This window comes from Mesorhizobium sp. J8 (assembly GCF_016591715.1).
Classification (GTDB): domain Bacteria; phylum Pseudomonadota; class Alphaproteobacteria; order Rhizobiales; family Rhizobiaceae; genus Mesorhizobium.
In genome coordinates this window covers 2,061,951-2,083,209 of sequence record NZ_AP024109.1, presented here as the reverse complement: position 1 = coordinate 2,083,209, position 21,259 = coordinate 2,061,951, and the positions used below count along the sequence as shown (strand labels likewise).

The window sequence follows — 21,259 nt, the reverse complement described above, 5'->3', positions numbered from 1 at the left end:
ATAGTTTCATGAACAGAGCGATTCGACAGCCTGCCGACAGTCCCTGGGAGAGGGCGAAAATGGAACAGATCGTACGCGCCGACATTGCCGCTTTCGGAGCAGGACGAGCCGAGATGGCAAATGCGATGATCGAGCAGAGCGGCATGCGCGTGCGGCCCGACCGCAATCGAGGCCGCTCGGCCGGCATCAACCCGTCCGGCCGGTTCGAGCCGGTCAGCCGGCATGTGTTCGACGACGGCTGGAACTCGCTGGAGGAGCTGCCGCCGTTCAAGACGGAAGTGCAGGTCGAAAAGCCGCGCACGATCATCACGCGCAACGAGTCGCCGGACATTTCTTTCGACCGCTCGATCAATCCCTACCGCGGCTGCGAGCATGGCTGCGTCTACTGCTTTGCCAGGCCGACGCATGCCTTCATGGGCCTGTCGCCAGGGCTCGATTTCGAATCGAAGCTGTTCGCCAAGCCGGATGCGGCGCGCATGCTGGACCGGGAATTGTCTAAGCCCGGCTATCAGCCGCGCACCATCGCCATCGGCACCAACACCGATCCCTACCAGCCGATCGAGAAGCAATACCGGATCATGCGCGAGATCCTGGAAGTGCTGGAGGCGCGCCGCCATCCGGTCGGCATCGTGACGAAGTCGGCGCTGGTGACGCGCGACATCGACATCCTGTCGCGCATGGCCGAGCGCGGCCTTGCCAAGGTGGCGCTGTCGGTGACGACCATGGATCGCATGCTGGCGAGAACCATGGAGCCGCGCGCGTCGACGCCGACGAAGCGGCTGGAGGCGATCAGGCAGCTTTCGGACGCCGGCGTTCCAGCATCGGTGATGGTGGCCCCGATCATCCCGGGCCTCAACGATCCGGAGATGGAGCGCATCCTTGATTCGGCTAGAGCCGCGGGCGCCAGGGAGGCCGGCTACGTCATCCTGCGGCTGCCGCTCGAAGTGGCGCCGATCTTCAAGGACTGGCTGCTGCGGCATTATCCGGACCGCTACCGGCATGTGATGTCGCTGATCCGCTCGATGCGCGACGGCAAGGATTACGATTCGGAATGGGGCAAGCGCATGAAAGGCGCCGGTCCCTATGCCTGGCAGATCGGCCGGCGCTTCGAGATCGCCGCCAAGCGGCTCGGCCTCAATGTCGAGCGACGGCAGCTTCGCACCGACCAATTCGTCGCAGGCTCCGGCGCCGGCGAGCAGCTGATGCTGCTTTGACATCAAAGCCGGCCATGCGGGCCGGCGCCAAGCACTTCCAGGCAAAGCGAATTTCCGTCCGGAGGTGCAGTCCCTTTGAAGAATCCCTCCGGCCCTTGTCCCCCGGCCGTGAGACGGTGCCTTCCCGGTCCGACGCCCCATCCGACCCGGAAGGACTTGCGGAGAATCGGAGCCGATGCGAACCTCGCCGCACCATGGCTCGCGCGCGTTCCGATTCTCCGCTTCTCTTTGAAATGGTCGAGAAGCCCGACTTCTCGATCGAGACGAAGGCGATGGCCGACGGGCTGTGGCCGGTCGCCGGCATGGATGAAGCGGGCCGCGGCCCGCTTGCCGGCCCGGTCGTGGCCGCCGCGGTGGTGCTCGACCCCGCCAACATCCCGGAGGGCCTGGACGATTCCAAACGCCTCACCCATTTGCAGCGCGAGGCGCTGTTCCTGAAGATCCTCGGCTCGGCGCTCAGCGTGTCAATGGCCTCGATCAGCGCCGAAGGCATCGACAACAGCAACATCCTGAAAGCAAGCCTGGAAGCGATGCGCCGCGCCGCCGCGGGCCTGTCGCTGCAGCCGAAACTCGCCTTGGCCGACGGCCGCGACGTTCCGCCCGGGCTTGCTTGCGAAGGCCGGGCGCTGATCAAGGGCGACCAGCGCTCGCAGTCGATCGCCGCCGCCTCGATCGTCGCCAAGGTGATGCGCGACCGCATGATGTGCGGCTGCGGCGGACATCACGAGCATTACGGCTTCGAAGTGCATATGGGCTATGCGACGGTCCGGCACCGCACCGCGATCGAGGCGCATGGGCCGGTCGCAAGGCTGCATCGGGCCTCGTTCGCGCCGTTCAGGCTCGGTGCGGCCGAGGTGGCGGAAGAAGAAGAGAGCTTCGCCGGGTTGGAGTAGCATCATCTCCCCAACTTCTGTGACTGGCGTGACTGATCGCGCCGAGGCTTGATTGCCACGTGATTCCTCAATCCGTCGTTGCTTCGCAGTGTCACCTTTCCCCCTCCGGAGGGAAAAGAAGGGAGCGTTGCTGGACGAGCGTTGACGGCAAAAGCTCGGCGCCTTTCCTCCCCCCGTCGATCGGGGGAAAGGCGGCTCGTCGAAGCCGAGACGGAGTGGGGGGTCGACCAGCGCACATAAGACAATGCATGCGCCAGACTGCCATGCACGCTATCGCCAATGACCAGCCGCTTGGAATGTGCATGCCGTGGCCCAGTTTGGGTGAGATCAGCAGTTCAGGCGCCCTGCCTTTCCGCCAACAAAAAAGCCGCCGGGTTGCCCAGGCGGCTTCATGTTAGTGGCTTCCGAACCAGCTCAGTTCAGCTTGGCCTTGACGTCGTTGAGCGCCGACTTGAACAGGTCGGCGCCGGCCTTGGCATCGACCTTGGCGGCGAGCAGCGCGCGGGCAGCTTCGACGGCGATGTCGACGGCCGAGGCGCGCACTTCGCTGACGGCCTCGCGCTCGGCCTGGCTGATCTTCTGCTCGGCAAGCGCGGTGCGCCGGGCAACATAGTCCTCGGTCTTCTTGGCCGCTTCGGAAGCAAGCAATTCAGCCTCGCGCTTGGCGGCGGCGACGATGTCGGCGGCCTCCTTCTCGGCTTCCTTGCGCTTCTGCTGATACTGGCCAAGCAGCTGCTGGGCTTCTTCGCGAAGCTTGCGCGCCTCCTCGAGCTCAGCGCTGATCTTTGCAGCACGGGCGTCGAGCGACTTGGCAAGCATGCCCGGCACCTTCAGATAGATGACGGCGCCGAGGAAGATGAGCAGGGCGATTGTGGCCCAGAGCGTGGCGAGTGATGTGGCGTCCATGATCCCGCTCCTCACCGGCTCGCGGATTTGACCGCGGCCGCGATCTCGGACTTGTCGGTCTTGCCGCCGACAAGCGCCTCGACGATGGCCGACGTGGTGTCTTCGGCGATCGTGCCGACTTCCTTCATCGCCTTGGCCTTGATCGAGGCGATGCTCGCCTCGGCCTCGCCAAGCTTCTTCTCGAGCTCGGCCTCGAGCTTCTTGCGCGTGTCCTCGGCTTGCGCCTTGGCGGCGTCGTTCGCCTGCTGGCCGATCTTGTTGGCATTGGCCTTGGCCTCCGCCAATTCCTGCTCATAGGCGGCAACGGCGGCATCCGCCTCGCCCTTCAGCCTTGCGGCATGGTCGAGGTCCTGGGTGATGCGGTCGTTGCGGACATCGATGATGCCGCCAAGACGCGGCATCACGACACGCTTCAGGAACAGGTAGAAGAGCCCGAAGGTGATGACCAGCCACAGGATCTGCGACGGGAAGGTCTTGGCATCGAACGGCGGGAACGCTTCATGCTCCGCCGCAGGCACGGCAGTGCCCGCATGCGTATCGCCCTCGGCCGCGGCCGGCGCTGTTTCTTGCGCATAGGCAGATGTCACGAACATCTCATTCCCCTGTCCATGGAACGGGGCCGCACCGCGCGGCCCCTTTCGTCAGCTCTCAATCTTACTTGAAGACCAGGAGCAGGGCGATCAGGAGCGAGAAGATGCCCAGAGCTTCGGTCACGGCGAAGCCGAAGATCAGGCGGCCGAACTGGCCGTCGGCAGCCGACGGGTTGCGGAGCGCGCCCGAGAGGTAGCTGCCGAAGATGTTGCCGAGGCCGATGCCCGCGCCGCCCATGCCGATGCAGGCGATACCAGCGCCGATAGCAGCTGCTGCAGTTGCGTCCATTTCAAAACTCCTGTGGTTTGCTTGTTCGTTGCAGTTGGTACGTTGGGTATGCTGGCGCCGAGGCGCCGGTGAAAATCGATCAGTGGCTCGGGTGCAGGGCGTCGTTCAGATACATGCAGGTCAGCACCGCGAAGACATATGCCTGCAGGAAGGCGACCAGCAGTTCGAGCGCGGAGAGCGCGACCGCCATGGCAAGCGGCAGAACCGAGCCGGCGATGCCGACGGCGCCTAGCGCGCTGAGGCTGACGACGAAGCCCGAGAACACTTTCAGCGTGATGTGGCCGGCCAGCATGTTGGCGAAAAGACGAACCGAGAGGCTGACCGGGCGTGAGACGAAGGAGATGACTTCGATCGCCACCACCAGCGGCAGGAGATAGCCCGGCACGCCATGCGGCACAAACAGCTTCAGAAAGCCCAAGCCGTGCTTGGCGAAGCCGTAGACGATGACGGTGCCAATGACCAGGATCGCCAGCGTGAAGGTGACGATGATGTGGCTGGTGACGGTGAAGAAATAGGGGAAGAGGCCGATCAAATTGGCGACTAGCACGAACATGAACAGCGAGAACACCAGCGGGAAGAACTGCATCCCCTGCTTGCCGGCGGCATCGCGCAGCATGTTGCCGACGAATTCATAGGCCATTTCGGAGATCGACTGCAGCCGGCCCGGAATGAGCGCGCGGCTGGCGGTGCTCATATAGAGGAAGGCCGAGGCCAGCACGATCGTCACGACCATGAACAGGGCGGAATTGGTGAACGAAACGTCGTAGCCGCCGATATGCAGCGGGATGATCGGATGGATCTGGAACTGGTGGATCGGATCGACCTTGTCAGCAGCAGCCACTTTAAATCCCCGTCAAAGCCACAACCGGCTTCTTAAGTTCACTTCAGCGCCTTGCGGCGCCCCGCTTCATTCTTTCGGTTCGCGCGGCTTGCCGCTCTGGCCGAATTCGGATGCCAGTCCCGCCGAGCGCAGGACGTTCAGTATACCTGCGCCAAAGCCCAGCAACAGGCCGACGATCAGACCCCAAGGCGCTGTTCCCGCCAAGCAGTCGATGATCCAGCCCAAGCCGACACCGACCACCACTCCAGCGATGAACTCGCTGGACAGTTTCAGTGCCTGACCGTAACCGGTCGCAGCTTTCGCTTCGTCTTTCCCCTCGAGCCGGTCCGTGCGTCTCGTCGCAAGTGATGCTTCGAGATCGCGCCGGCGGCGCTCAAGTTCGTCGTCGCGGATGGTGGCTTCTGGCTGCCTGCCGCGGCCGGTTTCTCCGGTTCCGTCTGGCCCGGTTTTGTCGGCCATCGCAACCCCCCTGCCCGGGCAGACGATTGCCGTCCGTCCGCTTCTAAAGTCGCCGGCAACATAGTTAGAGGGTCCGCGCCCGTCAAGCCACGGGCCGAACTTCCAAGCGATGTATTTTTGGCAATCAAATCAATGATTTATCGAGGTGCGACATCGTGCCCTTCACGCCCGCGTGAGGTGACGGCGCGAATCCGCGCGACAAGCCGCGTCCGCCGGGGCGCGCCGGGCGCCGGAAGAAGGACCGTCGGAAGCGTCGTTTTAGGCGGCTCAGCTCCAGCCGCCGCCATAGGTGCGGTAGAAAATGTGCAGCCCGATCCGGGTCATGCGCTGCATGGCGCGCGCCCAGCCGGGATGGACGTAGTTGGCATAGTAGTGCGTCGAGGAGCCGACCTCGGGAATGAAGATCTTGCCGGCGGTCACCGCCATGGCGACCTCCTGGGCGGTCTTGTAGGACGCCTGGTCGGTGATGGTCTTCTTCCTGCCGTCGCAGGCGAAGGAGAACTGGCAGCGGTTGAACCAGTCGTCGTTCTGGTAGACCACGCCGCAGATCGTCTTCGGATAGGCCGGGTTGCGGACGCGGTTCAGGATCACCTGGGCAACCGCCGCCTGGCCGCGCACCGGCTCGCTGCGCGCCTCGAAATAGATGCCCTTGGCCAGGCAGGCCTGCTCAGGCTTGGAAAAGACGCTCGCCGGCAAAGGAGTCTGCATCCAGGCGTGATCGCCCTTGCCCATCGGCGGGATGAAGCGGCCGTCGTTCGGATCGTCCTGCAGCAGCGCCTCGAAAGGCGACGCCTTGGCGTAGTCGGGCGCCGACTGCGCATAGGCGGTGGCCAGGATGTCCGGCTTGTCGTTGTTGACGAGGGCGACGAGCGCCGCCGGCAGATTCGGATCCGGCTTCTTGTCCTCGCGCAGATGGAAGGCCTGGGCGATCTGGATTTCCTTGCCCTTGATGCCGGGCTTGGCAAAGGTGAGCTTCAGGCCGCTGTCCATCGCGGGACGCAGCAGCGATGAGGTGCGCTCGAAGATCGAGCCGGCGCTGAAATTCTTGGGCGGCGCGACCGGCGAGACCTGGACGAGGCGGCCCTTCTTGTCGGCGCGCACGACGCGATCCTCATCGGGCGTCGCGCCGACGGCATTTCCCTTGCCGCGGAAGGCGACGGTGCCCACGCCCGGCAGATTGACGCCGGAGCCGGAGAGCGAGCCGGTGGCGGTGGAATCGACGAAAGGCATTTCGGCGGCATGAACCGAGCCGGCGGCGGATTTCTCGATATAGGCGTTCCAGCGGACGTTGGTCGATTCCAGGCCGGAGATCAGGCTTGCCATGTCCTGGTAGGCGACGGCCGACGGAAAGCCGATCCAAATGCCGAGCCCGAGCACCAAAGGAGATAGGAAGGAACGTCTTTTCGCAACGGCGGCGGCGGCAAGCCGCATTGAAACGCGTCGATGCACGGAACTCTCCAGAACGCTACTGACCCCGGAGAGCCAAAATGAAGCATTAACCTTGATGCGGGGTTAACGACATCGATCATGTTCTTTTCATGTTTGAGGGAAGCCGGCCTGCAATTTTCACGGCGGGGCCGATGAAGAATCAAGCTCTGGGCGGATGCATCGGCTTCGGCTGAATCAGGCCTGTCGCAGGAAGATCGGCCAGGCGAGCGCCGCGCAGACCGCCGCCGCCAGCCATACGCCCGGCCATGCGAAGGCCACCAATATCCAGGGGATGGCGATCGGCACCAGGCAGAAGCCGACAAAGACGAAACTGTTGGCGAGGCTGAGCGCGGTGCCGACGTTGCCGGCGCCGGCAAGCGTGGCAAGCTCGGTATAGGCGACGCCATGCCAGGCCGAGACGGATATGCCGGCGACGACGACCATCAGCGGAAGCAGCGCCAGCAGCCACGGCGCGCCGGCGGCGCCGATCACCAGCAGCCACAGCACCAGGAAGGCAAATGCGCTCAACGCGCTGCAGAACTTCAGGAACGGGCGGCGGTTGCGGTGGCGGTCGGTGAAACGGCCGCTCCAGACGCGCATCACCATGGCGCCGGTCTGCACGGCGGCAAGGCTCGCGCTGGTCACCAAGGTGCCCATGCCGGCAAAGTCATGCAGGAAGACCGAGGCGAAGGTCAGCACCGCGACCTGCGGGAAGCAGAGCAGGCCGATGGCGGTCGACATGCGCCACACCTCGATGTTGCGCAAGGGCGCCGGGCCGCTTGCGGCGGTGGCGGCGTAACCGCCGCTTTCCGCCGGCGGCTCGTGCAGCCAACGCCAGGCAAACCAGGCCGAGAGCGCGGAGACTGCGGCAAGCAGGCCAAAGACCGCGGAGAAGCCGAAAGTCAGCGCCAGGGAAGGCAGGACAAGCGCGCCCAGCCCGCCGCCGAGGGGCACCGCCGTCTGCCTGATGCTCATGGCAAAGCCGCGCTCGCCCTCGCCGAACCAGCCCATGATGGCGCGGCCGCTGGAGCCGTTGACGCTGCCGCCGAGCAGGCCGGCGACGAGCAGGCTGGCCGAAAGCAGCGCAACGCCAGGAACGGCCGTTTTCGTCGGCACGACAAGCAGCGCCATGATGAAAAGCCATGCGGCCGTCGCGCCGAGCCCGGTCAGGAGCACGCGGCGGTCGCCCCAGCGGTCGGTGAGCACGCCCCAGGGCAGCTCGCTGAGCGCCACGCCGAGGCCAAGAAGGCCGAGCGCGAGACCCAGCGAGGCATTGTCGAGTTGGTAACCCTGGCGCATCGCCACCGCGGTTGCCGGAATGCCGGAGAAGGTGGCGGAAAAGCCGGCATTGGCGGCGACGCCGATGCCCAGCACCTTCCAGCGATGGTTGGGGGCGAAAACCCGGCGGGCGGCGACGCCGGCGGCTGCATCAGGACGTTGGCAATCGCTGCGTGTGACGATGGCGGACATGGTTCATTCCCGTTGCGACCGGCTGACGGCTTGACGGACCGGATGTAACGCCATAGCTTCATCCATAAAATCAGGAAGTTTTTGATAGACAATCCTGAAAATCAGGATGATCCCATGCGCCGCGTCACGTTCGATCTCGATGTCCTCAGAACTTTCGTCACCGGCATGGAGCTGGGCAGCTTCGCCAAGGCGGCCGAACGGCTGGGACGCTCGACGTCCGCCGTCAGCGCGCAATTGAAGAAGCTCGAAGAGCAGGCGGATACGCCGATCTTCCGCAAGGCGGGGCGCGGCCTGGCATTGACCGAAGCCGGCGAGACCATGCTCAGCTATGCGCGGCGCTTGATCGAGCTCAACGACGAGGCGGCTTCCGCCATCCGCGATGTCGAGCTGGAAGGCTGGGTGCGGCTCGGCCTGCAGGAGGATTTCGGCGAGGCCGTGCTGCCGGACGTGCTCGGCCGCTTCGCCCGCGCCCATCCGAAGGTTCGGATCGAGGCGCGGATCGGGCGCAGCCACGACCTGGCCGAGCGTGTCCTGTCCGGCAATCTCGATATCGCGCTCGCCTGGCATGACGGCACGAGCCTGCCCTACAGCCGGCATGTCGCCGATGTGCCGGCGCGCTGGATCGGCCTGGCAAAACCGATCGAGGCCGCTCCGCGCGATGGCGAGCCGCTGCCGCTGGTGGTGTTCGAGGCGCCTTGCCTCCTGCGCACGGTCGCGACCGAAACGCTCGACCGCGCCGGCATGCCCTGGCGCATGGCATTCTCCAGCCCCAGCCTCGGCGGCATCTGGGCGGCGGTGGCGGCGGGTCTCGGCCTGACGATCCGCACCGATATCGGCCTGCCCGCCAATGTCAGGGCGATCTCGCCGGATGTGTTGGGGCTTCCGGCGCTGCCGATGATGGCGCTTCACCTGCACCAGAAGGACGCCGAGCTCGACCCGGTGGCGACGCGGCTGGCGGAGATATTGCTGCAAGCCGCGCTGGAGACGCTGCCGGAGGGGGCGCGAACCGGTGCCGGGTTGCGAGAGGCTGCTTAAGCCCCACACTTTCGTCATCCACGGGCGGAGCGACGCGAAGCGGAGCGTAGACCCGTGGATGACGAGAGACCGAGTTCCCGAAGATCACCGCTTCTTGGCGCGACCCGCGAAAGGATTGTCGGAAGTGCGCAGCGCCATGCGGATCGGCACGCCGGGCATGTCGAAGGCCTCGCGCAGGCTGTTGGTCAGGTAGCGGACATAGGATTGCGGCATCGCGTCCGGGCGCGAGCAGGAGACGACGAAGCCCGGCGGGCGCGTCTTCGCCTGGGTGACATATTTGATCTTCAACCGGCGGCCGGCGACGGCGGGCGGCGGGTGATGGGCGAGGATGCCTTCCAGCCAGCGGTTGAGCTTGCCGGTGGAGACGCGGCTGTTCCACACCCGGTGCGTCTTGATGACGCTTTCCATCAGCTTGTCCAGGCCGCGCCCGGTCTCGGCCGAGACCGTCACCGCCTGGATGCCGCGCACCTGCGGCAAGAGCCGCTCGGTCTTCTCGCGCAGCTCGGCCAGCAGCTCCTGCGGGTTGTCGATCAGGTCCCATTTGTTGAAGGCGATCACCGGCGCCCTGCCCTCGCGGATGATCAGGTCAGCGATCTGCAGGTCCTGCTTCTCGAAGGGGATGGTTGCATCGAGCACGATGATGACGATCTCGGCGAAGCGGATGGCGCGCAAGCCGTCCTGTACCGAGAGCTTTTCGAGCTTCTCCTGCACCTTCGACTTGCGCCGCATGCCGGCGGTGTCGAACAACTTTATCCTGCGGCCGCGCCAGTCCCAATCGACCGAGATCGAATCGCGCGTGATGCCGGCTTCCGGACCGGTGAGCAGCCGCTCCTCGCCGATCAGCGCGTTGATCAGCGTCGACTTGCCGGCGTTCGGCCGGCCGACGACGGCAATGCGCAGCGGCTTGGTGTCGTCATAGGCGGGCTCGGCATCCGGGTCGGCGATGTCCTCGCCGATCAGCACCTCGCTGGCGGCAATCTCGCCACCATCGTCTTTCCCGTCCTCGCCCAAGGCGCGTTCCTCGCCAAGCGCTTCGACCACCGCGTCGCGCAGGTCGGGCATGCCTTGGCCGTGCTCGGCCGAAACCGGGATCGGCTCGCCGAGGCCAAGTTCCCAGGCCTCCAGCAGTCCGCCTTGCGCGCCACGCGCCTCGGCCTTGTTGGCGACCAGCACGACCGGCTTGCCGGATTTGCGCACCACCTCGGCGAAGGTGCGGTCGTCCGGCATCAGGCCGGATTTGGCGTCCACCGTGAAGAAGATGAGGTCGGCCTCGCGGATGGCAATCTCGGTCTGCTGGCGCATGCGCCCGGGCAGCGTCGAGGCGGCCGCGTCCTCGAAGCCGGCGGTGTCGATGACGTCGAAATGAAGATCGTAGAGTTTCGCCGCATGGACGCGGCGGTCGCGCGTCACGCCCGGCGTGTCATCGACAAGCGCCAGCTTCTTTCCGACCAGCCGATTGAAAAGAGTCGATTTGCCGACGTTAGGCCGGCCGATGATGGCGACTTTGAAGCCCATCCAGTCTACCGTTTATTTTGCATGTCGTTTGTCCCAAAACCGCTGCGCACTTTTGGGCGACATGCAATCACGAGGCGTTGCCCGACCCGCGGATCAGCTCGGACATCAGCTGCGCCCGCTGGCGCACATTGCGCGGGGCGGCTTCGTCCGAGGAGATCTGGTCGAACAGTTTGAGCGCATCCGCCGACTTGCCGTCCTTCCAGGCGGCAAGGCCGAGCGCCTCGCGCGCCGAATGGCGCAGCGGATTGGTGTCGGCGGTCAGCGCCTCGATGCGGCTGGAGACATCGGCATAGGAGCCGTGGTCGACGAGCAGGAGCGCTGCCCTCAGCCGCGCGATGTCGCGGATGCCGGCCGGAATGGCGTTGTCGGCGGCGACCTCGTCGAAATCCTTGACCGCGCCGTCGACGTCGCCCTTGTCGGCCTTGACGGTGGCGGCACGCATGCGGGCAAGCAGCGGATAAGCGCCGTAGCCGTCCTTCTCCAGCTGATCGAGCGCGGCGATCGCCTCGTCGTTCTTGCCGTCATTGGCAAGCTTGAGGGCCTGCGAGAAGGCGTCGCCCGAACGGTTGGCGCGGCTCTCGTCCCAGTAGCGGTAGCCGACGACGGCCGCCGTTCCCAGCACGATCAGGATGGCGATGCCGAGAATGGCCGGGCCAAAACGATCCCACAACGCCTGGGCCTGCTCGCGACGAATCTCTTCGTTGACTTCGCGGATAAAACTGTCGTCCGACATCAATCAAAAACCATTGCTGCCCCGGAAGGGGGCGCTTCTTGAGCCCCGCGTTTTAGCGAAATTTTGTCGGCATGGAAGGGGGCGGGCCGGAAAATCGGCGCGGAGTCCCCGCTGCCTCAAAGCCGGCCGGGATCGCACCCGTGCCACAATTGAGCGATAGCCGGCTTCCGATCAGCGGGAGACGTTCCCGCCGGAAGGTTGCCAATGCTTCGTTCGTACCGCGTCCTTGCATTCAGTCTCGCCTCGCTCGCCTCAGCCAATGCCGCCTTCGCCGATCCGCCGAAATCGCCAGCCGTTTCGCCGGCCAAACCCAAGCAAGTGGTGCTGATCTCGTTCGACGCCGCCCGCGAGATCTCCCAGTGGGAACGCAGCCGGGCGCTGGCAAAGCGCACGGGCGCGCATTTCACCTATTTCCTGTCCTGCGTCTTCCTGCTCTCGCCGGAGACGCGGCAGGACTATGCCGGCCCCGGCAAGGCCGCCGGCAAATCCAATGTCGGCTTCGGCGCCTCGAAACAGGATGTCGCGGACCGGCTCGAGCAGGTCCGGCTGGCCGCAGCCGAGGGCCACGACATCGGCAGCCATGCCTGCGGCCATTTCGACGGCAAGGCATGGAGCAAGGCCGACTGGCTGGCCGAATTTGCTTCGGTCCGGCGCGTTTTCGAAAATGCCTATACGATCAACGGCATCCCGGAACCGGCCGGCTGGCGCGATTTCGCGCATCATGCGCTGGTCGGGTTCCGCGCGCCCTATCTCTCGACCGACGCCGCACTTTACGAGGCCCTGCCCCAAGCCGGCTTCCAGTATGACGCCAGCGGCGTCTCGAATGGCCCGATCATGCCGCCGACCCTGAACGGCACGACCCGCTTCGCCCTGCCGCTTATCCCAGAAGGACCGAAGGCGAAGCCCGTGGTCGCCATGGACTACAATCTTTATGTCCGCCACTCAGGCGGCGCCGAGAAGCCGGCCATGGCGAGTGAATTCACGGAGCGTGCCTACCAAGCCTTCCGAGCGGCCTTCGAGACCCAGTACAACGGCAAGCGCTTGCCGCTGGAACTCGGCTTCCACTTCACATTGATGAATAACGGCGCCTACTGGAGCGCGCTGGAGCGCTTCGCCGGCGAGGTCTGCGTGATGCAGCAAGTCGAATGCATCAGTTTCCGCGACTATGTCACGCGCCAGCGCGCCGGCCAGGCGCAGGCGAGCGTGGGCGGCTGACCGGACATAGCCACACCCTAGCTCGCCGGCTGATCTTCGGGACGCATGCCAGCTTGCTCGCGTTCTAGATAGTGCTGATCGATAATCGGCAGTTGCTCGCCCTGCAGCGTCGCTTCGAAGGCTCGCAAACGTTTGTGGACCGACTGCAGCTCGACAATCGTCGACCAGGAATTCAGTAGGAACTGCAGCGAATTCGTCACCTTGCCGAACGCGTTCGATATCTGGTTCAGGGCACCGAACGTGATCTTATGCGCAACCAGCGAGGGCCCAAGGATGAGCAACGAGAAGATGTTGTCGGCCTGCAGGTAGGTGTAACGAACCACGTTGAAATAGATGTAGTGGAAATAGAGCTTGAAATAATTGCGGCGGACATTGGCGAATAATTGTGCCGTCGTCGCCGGCTGAGCCCGGTCGGCATGATCTTCGCCGTAGACGAGTTCCTTGCGATAGGCTGCCTCGACGCGCTGGTTGCGGAACTGCAGGCCCGGAAGCTTGAGACCCGCCACCATGACGGAGATCGTCCCGAAGAGACACCAGCCCAAGGCGGCAACGACCAGCGGCTGCGGGATCGCGCCGACGATCGGCAATTCGGTGATGTGGGCCTGCAGTTGAATCAAGACCGGCAGAAAGGCGATCAGGGTCATGATCGACTGGACGAAGGTCGAGCCGAGATCCTCCATGATCTGCGAGAAGCGCATCGTGTCCTCCTGGATACGCTGCGAGGCGCCCTCGATGTGGCGCAGCCGGCCCCAGTTGGCCATGAAGTAGTCGTTCATCGCGGTGCGCCAGCGAAAGATCCAGTGGCTGACGATGAAGGCGTTGACCACCTGCACGTTCATGCCGACCAGCGCCAGCCAGGAGAAATCGGCCAATCCTATGTAAAATTCCGAGTCGGTCGATTTCCCCGTGCCCGACATCAGGCCCTGCACGTAGTCGAAGAACGGGCCATACCAATTGTTGACCGCGACCGAGACCTGAACGTTGAAATAGATGAAGAACAGGATGACGGCGGTCATCAGGATGGACCAGTTCTGCCAGGGGTGCGGGGCGTACCAGCTCCAGAAGGCATAGAAGATCGCCACGCAGGCGACGAAGTAGATGTAGAACCAGAGGAACGGCTTCGACCACAGCACCGCGATGCCGATGATGGGCGGCGTGCCGGCCGCTGCCGGCGGCAGGCCGAAGACGGCGCCCAACTGCTCGCCGCCGAAGAACCAGAACAGGATCGCGGCGAGGCTCCAGACGGCGGCCGAGGTGAAGAAGAGCTTCGGCTGCGGGAAGAAGGATACGAACACTGTGGCGGGTTTCCTCGGTCTGACCGCAAATCAGCGGCGTTGCTGTTCGGCGGGCATAAGGTCACACATTAGGGGGAAAGAAAATGCCCTGCCCGATGCCCGGCCCCGAACAAGGCCGCAAATCATGGCGATTTTGGCGCGGCCGACCAGGCAATGACACCGGAGGCGAGCAGCGCGGCGCCCGCCATGATCGAGGCCAGGGTATAATTGCCCGAGGCCTGGGCGAGCAAGCCGGCGGCGATGGGGCCGACGATCTGGCCGAGGCCGAAGGCGGCGGTCATCACCGCGAAGATGCGGCGCGGCGCCCGCGGCGCGAGTTGCCTGCCCATCTGTATGCCGAGCGCCGTGATGGCGATGAAGGTGCCGCCGAGCAGGACGGCGGCGATCAGCGGTCCGGCGGCACCCTTGACAAGGACGCTGGCGGTGACGCCGACCACCTCGATCAGGCAGGTCGCCGCGTAAGCGGCGTAGAGCCCGATGCGGCCGGCAAGCTTCTGCCAGAACCAGGTCGAGGGGAAGCCGGCAAGACCGGCGACCATCCAGACGGTTGCCTCGAAGACCCGCCCGCCGCCGCCCTGGCGGACGATGGCGACCAGGAACGTGGCTGTGACCACATAGCCGAAGCCGAACAGTCCGTAGGCGACGATCATTTTCGCCAGGGACCTGTCCTTCGGCAACGCCGGCTCGGGCCCATCGACGCCATTGGCCGGCGTGGTCGAGCCTGCAAGCAGCATGACGACGACAAGGCCGACCGCCGAAAGCGCTCCGGACCAGAGCCAGCCGGCGGACCAATCCGCGTGCTCGGAGACGAGGGTCGCCAGCAGCGCGGAGGAGACAGCAATGCCCAGGCCAACGCCGCCGAAATGCAGCGCCTGCAGATCGCCCCGGCCGGCCTCCGCCAGATGGCTGAAGACGATCGAGGCCATGAACACCATGACGAAGGCGCTGGCGAGGCCGGCGAGAAAACGGATCACGAGGAAGGCGACCATCGTCTCGGTGAGACCCATGAGGGCCGCGAGTACCGCGCTTGCCGCGAGGCCGGCGAACATCAGCATACGCTCGCGGCCATGCGCCCAGCCGCCGGCCGCGGCCAAAGCGCCGATGAGGTAGCCGAGATAGTTGGCGGAAGCGATCCAGCCGGCATCGGCCGGCGTCAGGTGCAACCCCTCCATCATGCCCGGCAGGATCGGCGTATAGACGAAGCGACCGATGCCCTGAGCGACAGCAAGCGCGACCATGCCGGCGAGGGCAAGACGCAAGGGAGATGGCGAGACGGCGTTCATTGCAGCGCACAATAAGAGTGTGCGCCCGCGAAACAATGCGCTTGCGTTAGGCCAGCTTACATCCCATCACGTAGACGTCCCCTCACCCAGCCTCCGCTTCGCTCGGCTGACCTCTGCCCGGTCGGGAGAGGAGCCTTTCAGCGCCGGCGCCATCTCTTCTCCGCCACGGGGAGAAGGTGGCCGCGACGCGGCCTGATCAGGGGGAGCGCCGTCGAACAGGCCAATCACCTCAGCGGTCAGCCACGCCCATCGTTTCGTATGCGGTGCGGCCAGCCGTCAGCCGGAACGGTATGTCGCCGAGCTCACGCTCCGACATGGTGTCGAGCACCGGATGCGACAGCGGATCGGTGATCCAGCGGGCGATCTCGCCGTCGTCGCGCGACCTCGCCTCGGTGCCGGAAAACCCTTTCAGCAAGGATAAAATCTTCATCGGATCACTCCTGGCTTAAGGCTAATGCCCGTTAAATTCTGCTCTTTTCTGGCGGGTTTCAATTGAGATTTCGATCCATGCGCTTTAGAAAAACTGAATGGCTATGCTGAACCGCGTCCATCTCAACGGCCTGCGCGCCGTGGAAACCGTCGCCCGGCTGGGATCACTAGCGGCAGCGGCGGCGGAACTGAACGTCTCGGTCAGCGCCGTCAGCCAGCAGGTCAAACGCGCGGAAAAGCAGCTGGGACAGGCGTTGTTTGAGCGCACGCCAGGCGGGCTCGTGCCGACCGAGTTCGGGGCCGCCTTCACGGCACGGCTCAGCGCCGGCTTCCGCGAGCTCGCGCAGGCGGTGGCGCTGGCCGACGAGGCCAATGAGTGCACGCTGGTCGTCTCGGTGGCACCGGCCTTCGCCTCGAAATGGCTGCTGCCCCGGCTGTCGCGGCATTTCGCGCGGCATCCGAACGTGCTTCTGCGCATCGACGCCTCGGCCAGGGTCGCCGACCTCGACCGTTCCGACATCGATATCGCCATCCGGCTCGGCGACGGCAAATGGCCGGGCGACCGCGCCGAGCTTCTGCTTGCGCAGGAAGTATTTCCTGTCTGCGCGCCCTCGATCGCGGCCAAACTGAAATCGATCGGCGATCTGGCGCAGACCTGCGCCATCACCGACGAGCGGGCGATGTTCAGCTGGGACAGCTGGTTCGAGGCGGCCGGCGTCGAGCCCGTCACCTTCCAGAAGGGCGCGCGCTTCACCGATCCGATGCTGTGCCTGGAATCGGCGATCGCCGGCCATGGCGTGATGCTCGCCTGGCAATTGCTGACCGCCGACGCGCTGGCCGACGGCCGGCTGGTCGCGCCCTTCGGCATCAGGGCCGACAGCGGGCTCGGCTACTGGCTCGTGACCTCGGCCACCAAGAGCGAAAGCCGCAAGGTACGCGACTTCAAGGCCTGGATCCGCGAGGAGATCGACGCGACCATGGCGCAGTTCCGGGCGCTGGACAGCGCGGCCTGACCGCTGCGCATCTTCAATGCTGCGTATTTTTCGACAACGCGGTCCGTCAGCTTCGTGAGCAGGCCCAGTCGATCGCGGTGGAAAGGCCAATCGCTGCGGTCTATGTAAGGGTGAGAACCCCAACATAACGGCAGGCAGGATCATGACCACACATTCGCGCGGCGTTTCGGCAAGCATCGACCCGGTGAAGCTCGACAGGTTGGCCGAAGTCGCCGTCAAGGTCGGGCTGCAGTTGCAGCCCGGTCAGGACCTGGTGCTGACCTCGTCGATCGCGGCGCTGCCGCTGACGCGGCGCATCGTCGAGCACGCCTACAAGGCCGGCGCCGGGCTGGTGACACCGATCTTCAACGACGACGAGATCACGCTGGCGCGCTTCCGCTACGGTGCGGATGCCGGTTTCGACCGCGCCGCCGGCTGGCTCTACGAAGGCATGGCGAAAGCCTTTTCCAACAATGCGGCGCGGCTCGCGGTGCGCGGCGAGGACCCGTCGCTGCTCTCGTCGCAGGATCCGGCCAAGGTGGCGCGCGCCAACAAGGCGAACTCGATGGCCTATCAGCCGGCACTGGAGAAGATCACCGGCTTCGACATCAACTGGAACATCGTCGCCTATCCCGACCTGGCCTGGGCTCGCCAGGTTTTTCCGGGCGAGCCGGACGACGTCGCGGTGGCGAAGCTCGCCGACGCGATCTTCTCGGCCTCGCGGGTCGACGTCGAGGATCCGATCGGCAACTGGAAGGCGCACAACGCCGCCTTGGCCGAGCGCACGAAATGGCTAAACGAGCACAGTTTCCACGCGCTGCATTTCACAGGACCCGGCACGGATCTCACCGTCGGACTGGCGGACGGCCATGAATGGATGGGCGGCGCCTCGACGGCGAAGAACGGCATCACCTGCAATCCGAACATCCCGACCGAGGAAGTCTTCACCACGCCGCATGCGAGGCGCGTCGAGGGCCACGTCTCCTCGACCAAGCCGCTTTCCTACCAAGGCACGCTGATCGACGAGATTTCGGTGCGCTTCGAGGGCGGACGGATCGTCGAGGCCAAGGCATCGAAGGGCGAGGACGTCTTGAAGAAAGTGCTCGACACCGACGAGGGCGCGCGCCGCCTCGGCGAAGTGGCGCTGGTGCCCCATTCCTCACCGATCTCGCGGAGTGGGCTGTTGTTCTTCAACACGCTGTTCGACGAGAACGCCGCCTGCCACATCGCGCTTGGCCAGTGCTATTCGAAATGCTTCGTCAACGGCGCCTCGCTCAGCCAGGACGAGATATCGACGCGCGGCGGCAACAAGAGCTTCATCCATATCGACTGGATGATCGGCTCGGACAAGATCGACATCGACGGCGTCGCCAAGGACGGCAGCCGCGTGCCGGTGATGCGGAAGGGCGAGTGGGCGTAACAGCTCTTCGCCGACGGAGAAAGGATGGCCTTCGACATAGCCGTGAAGCGCGTCTATGAGCCGGCGGCGAAAGCCGACGGCCAGCGGGTGCTGGTCGATCGGCTCTGGCCGCGCGGCGTCAGCAAGAAGGACGCCGAACTGACGCTGTGGCTGAAGGAGATCGCGCCGAGCGACGAGCTGCGCAAATGGTTCGGACACGAGCCGGAGCGCTGGGCCGAGTTCCAGAAGCGGTACCGGGCCGAGCTCGACGCCAACAAGGAGGCGCTGGCGCAGCTGCGTGGCTTGTTGCGCGAAGGCAAGGTGACGCTGCTCTATGGCGCGCATGACGAGGCGCACAACAATGCGGTGGCGCTGGCGGGGTATTTGGAAGCCCACGCATAATTATCGAGACGTAGCGTTCCTTCGCCCCCTCTGTGTCCTGCCTGACATCTCCCCTCGTCTTGTGTGACAGGCGTAACGGACCAGGCCGAGGCTTGATTGCCACGTGGTTCCCCCAATCCGTCGCTGCTTCGCAGCGCCACCTTTCCCCCCTCCGGAGGGAAAGGAAGGGAGCCTTGCGGACGAGCGTTGACGGCAAAAAGCTTGGCGCCTTTCCTCTCCCCCATCGATCGGGGGAGAGCGACTATCTGGCGTGTCAAGTTGCATTTGCGAACTCGGTTCTCGCGTCGCGTGCTTTTGCGTTGAGGATGACGAGAAGTTTTCTGGCGAGTGCGATGCGGATGAGCATTTTGGGCTTTCCCGCCTGCTGCAACCGTTGAGCGAACGCTTTGAGATGCGGATCGAACTTGGCGACGATGGCCGCGACGACAAAGAGGATGCCACGCGGTCCGGCTCGTCCGCCGCGCACATGCCTGTTGCCGGCGCGCCTGCCGCTGTCGTTGGCGATAGGGGCGAGGCCCGCCAGCTTGGTGATGGCCTTGTTGGAGATGAGGCCGATCTCGGGCAGCTCGGCCATCAGGCGGGCAACAGTGCGGCCAGCCACACCCTTGAGCGAACGAAAGGCCGACCCCAGCTTGGCCCACAGTGGATCGTCGTCGATCATCGAGGCGATCTCGCCTTCCAGACGCCGCTCTTCGCGCTTGAGGAAGGCCAGCATGGCCTCGATGCTGGCGCATACCACGGCATCGCGTGCGGCGCTTTTGCGCTGTTTGTTGATGGTGGCATCGCCGACAACCTGGCAAAGCCGCCCAACCAGCGCAGCAAGGCGCTGCTGGGAATTACTGGGCGGTGGGGTCGGAGCCGTCTTCTTGACTGCGCCATAATGGGCAATGACAGCAGCGTCGATCCGGTCGGTCTTCTCCAGATAGCCCATCGCCTCGGCAAAGCGCCGCACGCTTCTGGCATTGACCAGGGCGCATGGCATGCCGTGCGCCCACAAAAGCATGAAGCCAAGCCGCTCATAGCCGCCCGATGCCTCCATCACCGCAACGGCCGCGCCGTGGCTGCGACAGAACAGCCAAAGAGCTGCGATCCCCGTTGCATCGTTGGCGAAGCGCTCTATCGCCCCACTCGGCCAGACATGCGCGTCCAGCCAATCCTTGGAAACATCAACTCCACAAATGATCCTGTTCACGGTAACCTGCCTTGTACGTACGGTTGGAACCAAGCGACTGTTCGGTCGTGCGTGACGAAGGCGAAGATCCCAAGCTCTCCCGCGGCTGTAACCTCAGGTGGTACGGGCGACTTCGCCAAGCCAAGGTCCGGCTGGCCGGCCGGACCTTGGCTCAACCGCTTCAATCCCACGAAATCTCTCTCGTGTAGATACAAGGTGGCTCGGCGAAGCCGAGACGGAGTGGGGGTCGACCAGCGCTACATTAGACGATGCATACGCCAAGCTGCCATGTATGCCGTAGCCCACAAGGGGAGATTGGCAGCTTTGGCGTCCCGCCCTTACTTCACCGCTTCCTCGTAAATCTCCGGCTTGAATCCCACCAAAACCCGGTCCCCCACCTCCAGCACCGGCCGCTTGATCATCGTCGGCCTGGCGAGCATCAGCTTCTTGGCCTTCTTCTCGTCCAGCCCTTCCTTGTCCGCCTCCGGCAGCTCGCGAAAGGTGGTGCTGCCCTTGTTGAGCAGCTTCTCCCAGCCGACCTTGCCGACCCAGCCGTTCAGCTTGCCAGCCTCGATCCCCTCGGCCCGGTAGTCATGAAAACGATAGGGCACGTCATGGCTTTCCAGCCAGACACGCGCCTTCTTGATCGTGTCGCAAGTGGTGATGCCGTACATAGTGATGGTCAAGGCGGGCCTCTCTCGGATGGAGATTCGAATCCGGCGGAAGCCTAGGCCGGCCCTACAGGCTTTGCCAGCGCCTTTGCTCCGGCGCGATTTGGCTCTTGCCAATACTAAGGTTTTTTCCTAAGTATTTCTCCATAAAGATTGCCCGACCGCCGGACGGTCGCGGAAGGAACAGCTATGAGCCTGCAGACAACAAGCCAGAACCCGCCGCCCGTCGACAGCATCTTTCGCGCGCTGGCCGATCCGACACGCCGGCGCGTGGTGGAGCGGCTGAACAGAAGCCCTGCCTCGGTCAGCGAGCTGGCCGAGCCCTTCGGCATGGCGCTGCCCTCCTTCGTCGAGCACTTGAAGGTGCTGGAAGGTTGCGGGCTGGTGCAGTCGCAAAAGGCCGGACGCGTCAGGACCTACAGCCTTTCGCCCGAGCCGCTGAAGCTTGCCGAAAACTGGCTCGCCGAACAGCGCGCGCTGTGGGAGCGCCGCCTCGACCAGTTCGACGCCTATGTGATGAGCCTCAAGGAGAGTGAAACGTGAGCTATCCGTTCAAGCCGAACCCGAAACTGGACCTGACGCTGGAGCGCTTCCTCGACGCGCCGCGCGAGTTGCTGTGGCGCGCCTGGACGCGGCCGGAGCATGTCAAGCAGTGGTTCACGCCGAAGCCGTGGGTCATCACCGATTGCGAGATCGACCTCAGGCCCGGAGGCCTGTTCCGCACGCGCATGCAATCGCCCGATGGCAAGGAGGTCAGTGACCGTCACTGCTGCTACCTGGAGATCGTGCCGAACGAGCGGCTGGTATGGACCGACGCGCTGCTGCCGGGCTACCGGCCATCCGGCGAGCCCTTCATCACCGCGGTCATCGCGCTGACACCCGAGGGCAAGGGCACGCGCTACACCGCCACCGCCATCCACCGCGACGAGGCAACGCGCGACAGCCACGAGGAGATGGGTTTCTTCGACGGCTGGGGCACGGTGGCCGACCAGTTGGCGGCCTATGTGAAGACGATTTGAGAAGCTGGCA

Annotated in this window: 23 protein-coding genes; 9 read left to right on the top strand and 14 right to left on the bottom strand. The window is 64.7% G+C overall.

Translation table 11 applies throughout. From position 1 onward, the window contains the following. The first annotated feature begins 59 nt into the window (after positions 1 to 59). Positions 60 to 1,214: a PA0069 family radical SAM protein gene (locus tag MJ8_RS09520; RefSeq protein ID WP_201414144.1), complete on the top strand. Its 1,155-nt coding sequence runs from the start codon at positions 60 to 62 to the stop codon at positions 1,212 to 1,214. A 194-nt stretch (positions 1,215 to 1,408) separates the two neighbouring features. Beyond that, on the top strand, positions 1,409 to 2,107 hold the full coding sequence (locus MJ8_RS09515; RefSeq protein ID WP_201414143.1) for a ribonuclease HII: 699 nt from the start codon (positions 1,409 to 1,411) through the stop codon (positions 2,105 to 2,107). A gap of 414 nt (positions 2,108 to 2,521) precedes the next feature. On the opposite strand, the gene MJ8_RS09510 is transcribed toward MJ8_RS09515, so the two are convergent. The 7 genes from MJ8_RS09510 to MJ8_RS09480 form a co-directional block, all read right to left on the bottom strand. Next, entirely contained in the window at positions 2,522 to 3,013 is a 492-nt protein-coding gene (locus tag MJ8_RS09510; protein WP_040990995.1) for a F0F1 ATP synthase subunit B, read from the bottom strand. An 11-nt stretch (positions 3,014 to 3,024) separates the two neighbouring features. Beyond that, on the bottom strand, positions 3,025 to 3,606 hold the full coding sequence (locus MJ8_RS09505; RefSeq protein ID WP_201414142.1) for a F0F1 ATP synthase subunit B: 582 nt from the start codon (positions 3,604 to 3,606) through the stop codon (positions 3,025 to 3,027). Positions 3,607 to 3,667: 61 nt separating this feature from the next. Continuing rightward, on the bottom strand, positions 3,668 to 3,892 hold the full coding sequence (locus MJ8_RS09500) for a F0F1 ATP synthase subunit C (protein WP_027164582.1): 225 nt from the start codon (positions 3,890 to 3,892) through the stop codon (positions 3,668 to 3,670). 79 nt (positions 3,893 to 3,971) lie between these two features. Continuing rightward, on the bottom strand, positions 3,972 to 4,733 hold the full coding sequence (locus MJ8_RS09495) for a F0F1 ATP synthase subunit A (protein WP_201414141.1): 762 nt from the start codon (positions 4,731 to 4,733) through the stop codon (positions 3,972 to 3,974). 66 nt (positions 4,734 to 4,799) lie between these two features. Then, positions 4,800 to 5,192, bottom strand: a complete 393-nt coding sequence (locus MJ8_RS09490) for an AtpZ/AtpI family protein (RefSeq protein ID WP_201414140.1) — start codon at positions 5,190 to 5,192, stop codon at positions 4,800 to 4,802. Between the two features lie 267 nt (positions 5,193 to 5,459). Continuing rightward, the gene (locus tag MJ8_RS09485) at positions 5,460 to 6,641 is read right to left on the bottom strand and encodes a cell wall hydrolase (protein WP_201414139.1); all 1,182 of its coding nucleotides are present in this window, start codon (positions 6,639 to 6,641) and stop codon (positions 5,460 to 5,462) included. A gap of 174 nt (positions 6,642 to 6,815) precedes the next feature. Then, positions 6,816 to 8,090, bottom strand: coding sequence for an MFS transporter (locus tag MJ8_RS09480; protein WP_201414138.1), 1,275 nt, complete (start codon positions 8,088 to 8,090; stop codon positions 6,816 to 6,818). A 114-nt stretch (positions 8,091 to 8,204) separates the two neighbouring features. Between MJ8_RS09480 and MJ8_RS09475 the strand changes: the two genes are divergently transcribed. Then, a complete protein-coding gene (locus tag MJ8_RS09475) occupies positions 8,205 to 9,125 on the top strand; it encodes a LysR substrate-binding domain-containing protein (RefSeq protein WP_201414137.1) in 921 nt (306 codons plus the stop codon). A gap of 84 nt (positions 9,126 to 9,209) precedes the next feature. Here MJ8_RS09475 and der read toward each other — a convergent pair whose 3' ends face one another. Next, positions 9,210 to 10,640 (bottom strand): ribosome biogenesis GTPase Der, encoded by a 1,431-nt coding sequence (der, locus tag MJ8_RS09470; RefSeq protein WP_201414136.1) that lies wholly within the window; start codon positions 10,638 to 10,640, stop codon positions 9,210 to 9,212. A gap of 67 nt (positions 10,641 to 10,707) precedes the next feature. Further along, the gene (locus tag MJ8_RS09465; RefSeq protein ID WP_201414135.1) at positions 10,708 to 11,373 is read right to left on the bottom strand and encodes a tetratricopeptide repeat protein; all 666 of its coding nucleotides are present in this window, start codon (positions 11,371 to 11,373) and stop codon (positions 10,708 to 10,710) included. 204 nt (positions 11,374 to 11,577) lie between these two features. Between MJ8_RS09465 and MJ8_RS09460 the strand changes: the two genes are divergently transcribed. After that, entirely contained in the window at positions 11,578 to 12,588 is a 1,011-nt protein-coding gene (locus tag MJ8_RS09460) for a polysaccharide deacetylase family protein (protein ID WP_201414134.1), read from the top strand. A gap of 17 nt (positions 12,589 to 12,605) precedes the next feature. On the opposite strand, the gene sbmA is transcribed toward MJ8_RS09460, so the two are convergent. The 3 genes from sbmA to MJ8_RS09445 form a co-directional block, all read right to left on the bottom strand. Then, complete coding sequence (sbmA, locus tag MJ8_RS09455; protein WP_201414133.1) at positions 12,606 to 13,883, bottom strand: peptide antibiotic transporter SbmA; 1,278 nt, start codon at positions 13,881 to 13,883, stop codon at positions 12,606 to 12,608. 122 nt (positions 13,884 to 14,005) lie between these two features. After that, on the bottom strand, positions 14,006 to 15,166 hold the full coding sequence (locus MJ8_RS09450; protein ID WP_225248209.1) for a YbfB/YjiJ family MFS transporter: 1,161 nt from the start codon (positions 15,164 to 15,166) through the stop codon (positions 14,006 to 14,008). Between the two features lie 229 nt (positions 15,167 to 15,395). Continuing rightward, positions 15,396 to 15,596, bottom strand: a complete 201-nt coding sequence (locus MJ8_RS09445; protein WP_201414132.1) for a hypothetical protein — start codon at positions 15,594 to 15,596, stop codon at positions 15,396 to 15,398. Between the two features lie 97 nt (positions 15,597 to 15,693). On the opposite strand from MJ8_RS09445, the gene MJ8_RS09440 reads away from it, so the two are divergent. The 3 genes from MJ8_RS09440 to MJ8_RS09430 all read left to right on the top strand — a co-directional run bounded on the left by MJ8_RS09440 (position 15,694) and on the right by MJ8_RS09430 (position 18,388). After that, a complete protein-coding gene (locus tag MJ8_RS09440) occupies positions 15,694 to 16,608 on the top strand; it encodes a LysR substrate-binding domain-containing protein (RefSeq protein WP_201414131.1) in 915 nt (304 codons plus the stop codon). Positions 16,609 to 16,750: 142 nt separating this feature from the next. Further along, the gene (locus MJ8_RS09435) at positions 16,751 to 18,007 is read left to right on the top strand and encodes an aminopeptidase (RefSeq protein WP_201414130.1); all 1,257 of its coding nucleotides are present in this window, start codon (positions 16,751 to 16,753) and stop codon (positions 18,005 to 18,007) included. A gap of 24 nt (positions 18,008 to 18,031) precedes the next feature. After that, positions 18,032 to 18,388 carry a DUF488 domain-containing protein gene (locus MJ8_RS09430; protein ID WP_201414129.1) on the top strand — a complete coding sequence of 119 codons (357 nt, stop codon included), beginning with the start codon at positions 18,032 to 18,034 and terminating at the stop codon, positions 18,386 to 18,388. 253 nt (positions 18,389 to 18,641) lie between these two features. On the opposite strand, the gene MJ8_RS09425 is transcribed toward MJ8_RS09430, so the two are convergent. Both MJ8_RS09425 and MJ8_RS09420 read right to left on the bottom strand, forming a co-directional pair. Further along, entirely contained in the window at positions 18,642 to 19,580 is a 939-nt protein-coding gene (locus MJ8_RS09425; protein ID WP_201414128.1) for an IS110 family transposase, read from the bottom strand. A gap of 317 nt (positions 19,581 to 19,897) precedes the next feature. After that, positions 19,898 to 20,245, bottom strand: coding sequence for an ArsC family reductase (locus tag MJ8_RS09420; protein ID WP_225248208.1), 348 nt, complete (start codon positions 20,243 to 20,245; stop codon positions 19,898 to 19,900). 174 nt (positions 20,246 to 20,419) lie between these two features. Here MJ8_RS09420 and MJ8_RS09415 point away from each other — a divergent pair, with 174 nt between their 5' ends. Together MJ8_RS09415 and MJ8_RS09410 are read left to right on the top strand one after the other, a co-directional pair. Further along, a complete protein-coding gene (locus MJ8_RS09415; RefSeq protein ID WP_201414127.1) occupies positions 20,420 to 20,773 on the top strand; it encodes an ArsR/SmtB family transcription factor in 354 nt (117 codons plus the stop codon). After that, the gene (locus MJ8_RS09410) at positions 20,770 to 21,249 is read left to right on the top strand and encodes an SRPBCC family protein (protein WP_201414126.1); all 480 of its coding nucleotides are present in this window, start codon (positions 20,770 to 20,772) and stop codon (positions 21,247 to 21,249) included. The genes MJ8_RS09415 and MJ8_RS09410 overlap by 4 nt, the downstream gene beginning before the upstream one ends. Positions 21,250 to 21,259 lie beyond the last annotated feature (10 nt).

Excerpts from the sequence above, each read along its gene's own strand:
- MJ8_RS09510 (WP_040990995.1), bottom strand. The coding sequence starts at position 3,013 with ATGGACGCCACATCACTCGCCACGCTCTGGGCCACAATCGCCCTGCTC.
- MJ8_RS09435 (WP_201414130.1), top strand. The coding sequence starts at position 16,751 with ATGACCACACATTCGCGCGGCGTTTCGGCAAGCATCGACCCGGTGAAG.
- MJ8_RS09460 (WP_201414134.1), top strand. The coding sequence starts at position 11,578 with ATGCTTCGTTCGTACCGCGTCCTTGCATTCAGTCTCGCCTCGCTCGCC.
- MJ8_RS09445 (WP_201414132.1), bottom strand. The coding sequence starts at position 15,596 with ATGAAGATTTTATCCTTGCTGAAAGGGTTTTCCGGCACCGAGGCGAGG.
- MJ8_RS09430 (WP_201414129.1), top strand. The coding sequence starts at position 18,032 with ATGGCCTTCGACATAGCCGTGAAGCGCGTCTATGAGCCGGCGGCGAAA.
- MJ8_RS09475 (WP_201414137.1), top strand. The coding sequence starts at position 8,205 with ATGCGCCGCGTCACGTTCGATCTCGATGTCCTCAGAACTTTCGTCACC.
- MJ8_RS09415 (WP_201414127.1), top strand. The coding sequence starts at position 20,420 with ATGAGCCTGCAGACAACAAGCCAGAACCCGCCGCCCGTCGACAGCATC.
- MJ8_RS09500 (WP_027164582.1), bottom strand. The coding sequence starts at position 3,892 with ATGGACGCAACTGCAGCAGCTGCTATCGGCGCTGGTATCGCCTGCATC.
- MJ8_RS09480 (WP_201414138.1), bottom strand. The coding sequence starts at position 8,090 with ATGTCCGCCATCGTCACACGCAGCGATTGCCAACGTCCTGATGCAGCC.
- MJ8_RS09450 (WP_225248209.1), bottom strand. The coding sequence starts at position 15,166 with ATGAACGCCGTCTCGCCATCTCCCTTGCGTCTTGCCCTCGCCGGCATG.
- MJ8_RS09465 (WP_201414135.1), bottom strand. The coding sequence starts at position 11,373 with ATGTCGGACGACAGTTTTATCCGCGAAGTCAACGAAGAGATTCGTCGC.
- der (WP_201414136.1), bottom strand. The coding sequence starts at position 10,640 with ATGGGCTTCAAAGTCGCCATCATCGGCCGGCCTAACGTCGGCAAATCG.
- MJ8_RS09490 (WP_201414140.1), bottom strand. The coding sequence starts at position 5,192 with ATGGCCGACAAAACCGGGCCAGACGGAACCGGAGAAACCGGCCGCGGC.
- MJ8_RS09440 (WP_201414131.1), top strand. The coding sequence starts at position 15,694 with ATGGCTATGCTGAACCGCGTCCATCTCAACGGCCTGCGCGCCGTGGAA.
- MJ8_RS09520 (WP_201414144.1), top strand. The coding sequence starts at position 60 with ATGGAACAGATCGTACGCGCCGACATTGCCGCTTTCGGAGCAGGACGA.
- MJ8_RS09505 (WP_201414142.1), bottom strand. The coding sequence starts at position 3,606 with ATGTTCGTGACATCTGCCTATGCGCAAGAAACAGCGCCGGCCGCGGCC.
- MJ8_RS09515 (WP_201414143.1), top strand. The coding sequence starts at position 1,409 with ATGGCTCGCGCGCGTTCCGATTCTCCGCTTCTCTTTGAAATGGTCGAG.